This is a genomic window from Mycobacterium sp. (assembly GCF_035603715.1).
Lineage (GTDB): Bacteria > Actinomycetota > Actinomycetes > Mycobacteriales > Mycobacteriaceae > Mycobacterium.
On record NZ_DATNJW010000698.1, the window covers coordinates 1 to 6100 of the forward strand.

Annotated in this window: 7 protein-coding genes; 6 read left to right on the forward strand and 1 reads right to left on the reverse strand. The window is 63.7% G+C overall.

Annotated features, from left to right (window positions below):
- The 6 genes from VN856_RS28005 to VN856_RS28035 all read left to right on the forward strand — a co-directional run.
- On the forward strand, nt 1–394 hold a 394-nt coding region (locus VN856_RS28005; RefSeq protein ID WP_325695363.1), incomplete at its 5' end, for a helix-turn-helix domain-containing protein.
- Between the two features lie 391 nt (nt 395–785).
- The gene (locus VN856_RS28015; protein ID WP_325695364.1) at nt 786–1919 is read left to right on the forward strand and encodes an LLM class flavin-dependent oxidoreductase; all 1134 of its coding nucleotides are present in this window, start codon (nt 786–788) and stop codon (nt 1917–1919) included.
- Entirely contained in the window at nt 1916–2560 is a 645-nt protein-coding gene (locus VN856_RS28020) for a CE1759 family FMN reductase (protein WP_325695365.1), read from the forward strand. Before VN856_RS28015 ends, VN856_RS28020 begins: the two co-directional genes overlap by 4 nt.
- A gap of 102 nt (nt 2561–2662) precedes the next feature.
- Entirely contained in the window at nt 2663–3136 is a 474-nt protein-coding gene (locus VN856_RS28025) for a MerR family transcriptional regulator (RefSeq protein WP_325695367.1), read from the forward strand.
- Nucleotides 3129–4217 (forward strand): aldehyde reductase, encoded by a 1089-nt coding sequence (locus VN856_RS28030; protein WP_325695368.1) that lies wholly within the window; start codon nt 3129–3131, stop codon nt 4215–4217. Before VN856_RS28025 ends, VN856_RS28030 begins: the two co-directional genes overlap by 8 nt.
- 66 nt (nt 4218–4283) lie before the next feature.
- Nucleotides 4284–5600, forward strand: coding sequence for a helix-turn-helix domain-containing protein (locus VN856_RS28035; protein WP_325695369.1), 1317 nt, complete (start codon nt 4284–4286; stop codon nt 5598–5600).
- A gap of 73 nt (nt 5601–5673) precedes the next feature.
- Here VN856_RS28035 and VN856_RS28040 read toward each other — a convergent pair.
- The coding region (locus VN856_RS28040; protein WP_325695371.1) for a hypothetical protein at nt 5674–6100 on the reverse strand (427 nt) is incomplete at its 5' end.

The window sequence follows — 6100 nt, forward strand, 5'->3', positions numbered from 1 at the left end:
CGATCTGCGCGATACGCGACAAGCCCTACATGTGGCACGAATGATGTTGCGGGGCCCCAGCGATTCCGCAACCTCAGTTGCTGTGTTCGACGGCTCCATTGTGGCCACCGCTGCGGTGAGTGCGCCGGAGGTGATGGTCAAAACGGTCGGGGCGGCGTTGGACTACTTCGATGGCCTTCCCGACGAGGACCGGGAGATGCTGTTTGAAACATTTCGGGTGTGGCAGAACAGCGAAGCCTCGGTGAGCGTCGTCGCTGACCGACTGTTTTGCCACCCCAACACGGTGCGTCACCGTCTGCGCCGAATCGAGAAAGGGACCGGTCGATCTCTGTCCCGACCAAGGGATGTCGCCGAATTATGTTTAGCGTTCGAGGTACACCGACGGCTCATGTAACCATGTAAGTGATGGTTCCAGACGCCGGTGTTGTCCGCCGGTACATCGACGCTGCAGCAGCGTGCCGGCCACCTTTTCGCCTTCTTTACATCGCTCGTGGTCGTTGTGGCGGCGTTGTTGGCGGCAACACGGCACGGTGGGATGTGTTGTCTGAGAATACATCTACGCCGGCATCGGTTCGTATCACGATCGACGCGTGGGCCGGAAATGTAAGGCAGCCAACAAAATCAGCCCACCCGCAAAGCAAGGAGCATCATGGTTAGACAAGCTGGTATCGGGTGTTCTGAAGATCGTGTTGGGTGTGACGGTACTGGCCTGGCCCGGCCTATCAACCCTTGTCGTCTCAACCATCTTCGGTGTCGCTTAAGCCGCTGAAAGGAGACCGATCAGCATGCAATTCGGAATTTTCTCGGTCGGGGACGTCACCGCGGATCCGACCACCGGCCGCACTCCCACGGAGGCCGAACGGATTCGCGCAACGGTGGCGATCGCGAAGAAGGCCGAGGAAGTCGGGCTGGACGTGTTCGCCACCGGTGAGCATCACAACCCGCCGTTCGTGCCGTCTTCGCCGACCACCCTGCTGGGCTACATCGCGGCGCAAACCGACCGGATCATCCTGTCTACTGCGACGACCTTGATCACCACGAACGACCCGGTGAAGATCGCCGAGGACTTCAGCGTGCTGCAGAACCTCTCCGGTGGCCGCGTAGACCTGATGTTGGGTCGTGGCAATACCGGGCCGGTCTACCCCTGGTTCGGGCAGGACATCCAGGCCGCGATCCCGTTGACGGTCGAGCACTATGGGCTGCTGCGACGGCTGTGGCGGGAGGAGGTCGTCGACTGGACCGGGAAATACCGCACCTCGCTGCAGGGTTTCACCCTGGCCCCGCGGCCGTTGGACGGAGTACCGCCGTTCGTTTGGCATGGTTCGATCCGCACCCCGGAGGTTGCGGAATTGGCCGCCTATTATGGCGACGGTTTCTTCCATAACCACATTTTCTGGCCGCCATCGCACACCAAACGGATGGTGCAGTTGTACCGGCAACGGTTCGAGCACTACGGGCACGGCAGCGCCGATCAAGCGATCGTGGGTCTCGGCGGGCAGGTTTTCATGCGACCCAACAGTCAAGACGCGGTCGCGGAGTTTCGGCCCTACTTCGACAACGCTCCGGTGTACGGACATGGCCCGAGTTTGGAGGAGTTCTCCGCCCAAACACCGTTGACGGTCGGGTCGCCGCAGCAGGTGATTGATCGGACACTGGGTTTCCGTCAGTACGCCGGCGACTATCAGCGGCAGTTGTTCTTGATTGATCACGCCGGTCTGCCGTTGACCACCGTGTTGGAGCAGCTCGACCTTCTGGGTGAGGAGGTTATCCCGGTGCTGCGCAAGGAGTTTGCGGTCGGTAGACCGGAGCACGTGCCCGACGCTCCGACTCACGAGACCTTGGTGAAGGCGGCAGCAAGCAGCGGCGCTGACACCGACACCGCAAACGCGGTTGACACCTCGGAGGAGCACCAGCCATGACGAAGTTAGCGATCGTAAGTGGCGGGTTGCGAGAGCCATCGTCGACGCGGCTGCTGGCCGACCGGATCACCGCAGCGGTCGATGCAGCGTTGGCAGGCCGGAAGCTGACGGCGACGGCTTCGGTGATCGAACTGCGGCGCGTGGGGCGAGCAATCATGGACACCATGTTGACCGGGTTTGCTACGTCCGATTTGGAGTCGGTCTTCGAGACCGTCGCCGACGCCGACGGGGTAATCGCTGTGACTCCGGCGTTCAACGCCTCGTTCAGCGGACTGTTCAAGTCCTTCTTCGACGTGCTGCCCGAAGAGACGCTGTCGGAGATGCCGGTGCTGATTGCGGCGACCGGCGGGACCGAGCGACACTCGCTGGTGCTGGAACACGCGTTGCGTCCGATGTTCTCGTACCTGCATGCCATCGTGTCACCCACCGGCGTGTACGCGGCCACCAACGACTTCGGCGCTCAACAGCGTTCCGTCGAACTCTCCGAAAGGATCGGCAAAGCAGCCGAAGACTTCGCCCGCCTGCTGCAGGCTTGCGGTCCCCGCACCCGCCGCGATGTATTCACCGAGGAGCTGACCGACATGGAACGCCTCCTAGCGGGCTGGCAACCACCAGGAGCTGGTGACACCGTCGAAGACTGATGCTCCTCGACTTTGATTCGGGCCCTAGTACGCGAGATCAACGTGTAAGTGCGACTGACCACGCCTTGACTTGAAGCGCTTCAAGTTCGGGATAGTAGTGGCATGAGCATCGTCGCCGAGCATTCGCACCTCACCATCCAGCAGGTGTCACGGCACACCGGCCTGTCGGAGTCCGCGCTGCGATATTACGAACGAATCGGGCTAATCGGCGCGGTCCCGCGGGACGAGAGCAGTGGTCATCGCCGCTATCCGCCCGATCTCGTCGCCGCCATCGAAGCGCTGAGCTGTTTACGCGGCAGTGGAATGTCGGTGCAGGACATGCGCACCTACGTCGCCAACATGCGGCGCGGCTTGATCGCGGCGGCGGACCAGCGAGAGCTCTTCGCCGGCCATGCTGATCGGCTTCGCTGCGAGATCGCCCGGCTGCGACTGCGTAAGCGGTACGTGTCGGCCAAGGCCGAGCTCTGGGCCGCTAGGGAACGATGCGATGCCGCCGCGGAGTCGGCCTTCACTGCGACCGTGCACGAACTTACCGCCCAGTTGTTGAGAGAAGAGGCGGACCTACGCCATGCATGACCCCGCCGCGCCGGTGTTGGTCACCGGCGGCTCCGGATTCCTTGCCACGCATATCATTCTGCGGCTACTCAGCGAGGGATACCGGGTACGCACCACTGTCCGGTCGCTCGACCGTGCGCCGGAAGTGCGCAAAACACTGGCGCGCACCGGCGCCGATACGACACAACTGTCTTTTGTCGCCGCCGATCTCACGATCGATGACGGCTGGCCGCCCGCGGTTGCCGGCTGCGAATATGTGCTGCACGTGGCGTCGCCGTTTCCGCCACAGCAACCGCGGAACGCTGACGACCTCGTCGTGCCCGCACGCGAAGGCACACTGCGGGTGTTGCGAGCTGCCGATGACGCCGGCGCGCGGCGCGTCGTGCTGACGTCTTCGTTCGCCGCGATCGGCTACAGCCCGAAGCCGTCAGCGCTTCCGTACGACGAAACTGACTGGACCGATCCGACGGGTGATGTGAAGCCCTACGTGAAGAGCAAGACGCTTGCGGAGCGGGCGGCATGGGATTTCGTCGCTGACCCGTCGGTCGGCGTGAGGCTGTCGGTGGTGAACCCTGTCGGCATTTTCGGGCCAGCCCTCGGGCCGGACCTGCCGACCTCTCTCGGCCTAATCCAGATGCTTATGCAAGGCAAACCGCCACTGCTGCCGCGGGCGTCGTTCGGCGTCGTCGACGTGCGTGACGTTGCCGATCTGCATTTACGGGCCATGCTGAAGCCAGAGGCGGCGGGGCAACGGTTCCTGGCATCGGCCGGTCAGCCACTGAAATTACTTGAGATCGCCGCGATCCTGCGCGCCGCGTTGGGCGACGACGAGGCGCGGATTCCAACGGGAGAGGTGCCGGACTGGGTGGTGCGTACCGTGGGACGTTTCGTCCCAGCGCTGGGTGCGTTCGCCGACCTGCTAGGCCCTCCTAAGGCGGTGTCACCGGAGAAGGCCACCAAAGTGCTTGGCTGGCAACCGCGTTCTGCCGCCGTCACGGTGGCCGAGACCGGTAAGAGCTTGCTGGCACTAGTACCAGATCCATGCGGCCCTAAACACGAATCCTCGGGCGATGATGCTGGGCTGCCCGCGCGGCGACTGTAGTAGTCGTCAAGTCATCACGTTCTCGAGCCGGGTCAGCCGGCACACATCGAAATACGAGGTTGAGAAATGACGACCGAGATAGCCGGAGCGCCTGAGCCGTCCGCGTCCGACCCGCCAGACGTATTGCAGCAGTATCGGCGGCTCGTCGCCGAACAGGCCGCCTTGCGCCGGGTCGCCACGCTGGTGGCCCGGAGCGTTGAACCTTCGGCGGTTTTTGGCGCGGTGGCCGAGGAGATGCGCCGATGCGTCAATGCGTTTACCGCCGGGTTGTGGCGGTTCGAGTCAGGCGGCGAGTTCACCATGGTGGGCGCGGCTGCCGACCCTACGGCGCTGGCGAAGTGGCCGGTGGGCACCCGGACTCCGATGGAAGGCAACACCATCGCTACGGAGGTGCAACGCAGCTGCCGTCCCGCACGGATCGACAGCTACGACAACGTTGCCGGGTCGACCGCCGCGCGAGTCCGAGAGGTGGGTGTGCGCGCGGCGGTGGGGGTGCCGGTCATCGTCGATGGACGCGTATGGGGCCTGGCCGCGGTCGGGTCGGCGGGTCCCGGCGCAATGCCGGCCGACACCGAGGCCCGCATCAGCAGCTTCGCCGAACTTGTTGCGATGGCCCTGGTGGCCGGACATCGGGACGAGCAGACGCGACAGCTGCTCGCTGAGCCCGCTCGTCGTGCGAATCTTATTGAGGCTCTACTGGAGGGACGCGGGTTCGACGAGCGCTGTCTGCAGGAGGTCGCCGGCTACCTTCGGTTGCCGATCCATGGTCCTTTTGTGGTCATCGTCGCCCACGTTCCCACTGTAGGTGATGAGCCGCTCCGCGAGATCGAGTCGAAACTGCGCGGCCTGGACATCTTTTCGGCCTGGCGGCTGCTGCCCGATGCGCAGGTCGGGATCGTGCACATCAAGTCCGACCAAAAATTCGACAGCGTTGTTGCCCTACTGTCGCGGATGACGACTGCGCGGGTAGGGGTCAGTGCGTCGTATGTGGATCTGCGCGATACGCGCCAAGCCCTGCATGTGGCACGAATGATGTTGCGGGGCCCGACCGATTCCGCATCCTCGGTCGCTGTGTTCGACGGCTCCATCCTCGCCACTGCGGCAGTCAGCGCACCGGAAGTGATGAGCAAAACGGTCGGCGCCGCGTGGGATGGTTTTGGCGACCTTTCCGACGAGGACAGGCAGATGCTGTTCGAAACATTTCGGGTGTGGCAGAACAGCGACGCCTCGGTAAACGCCGTCGCTGACCGACTGTTCTGCCACCCCAACACCGTGCGTCACCGTCTGCGCCGGATCGAGAAAGGGACCGGGCGATCTCTGTCCCGGCCAAGGGATGTCGCCGAATTATGTTTAGCCTTCGAGGTACACCGACGGCTCATGTAATTATGCTATGGGGCATACCGTTGCCCGGGCCATCGCCGTCGGGGCCGTTGAGAGCGGCATCGCAAGGCCGAGGTTATCTGCCGCGCCGCTTGAAGTGGTATTCCGTTGTGCTGAGGCCATTGTCGACCGATGCCGCTTCGATCTGGCCGGGTTCGTCCAGCTGCGCCAGGTGGCGCCATGAGCGAATGGCGTGGCGGGTGACTTCCACGATCCGGGCAGCTCCGTTGTCCTCGGTCGCCAATTCGTGGGCGCGCAGGGCGTTACCGGTTACGGCATCCAAAATCTCGCAGTGTTCGGTATCCACAAGTGCGGTCGATTGATATGCGGCCCGTACGGCATACAGTCCGGCGCCGGCTAACGTCGCGCAAGCGGCGCGGGCAGCGGAGTCGGCGCTGTACCAGGCGGGGATAGCGGGCATGGCACCGGACGCGAGCGCGCGGTGTAGGTCGGCGATATCGAAGATCGCTTCGGCCGCGTCGTCGTCGGCGTATTGAACGACT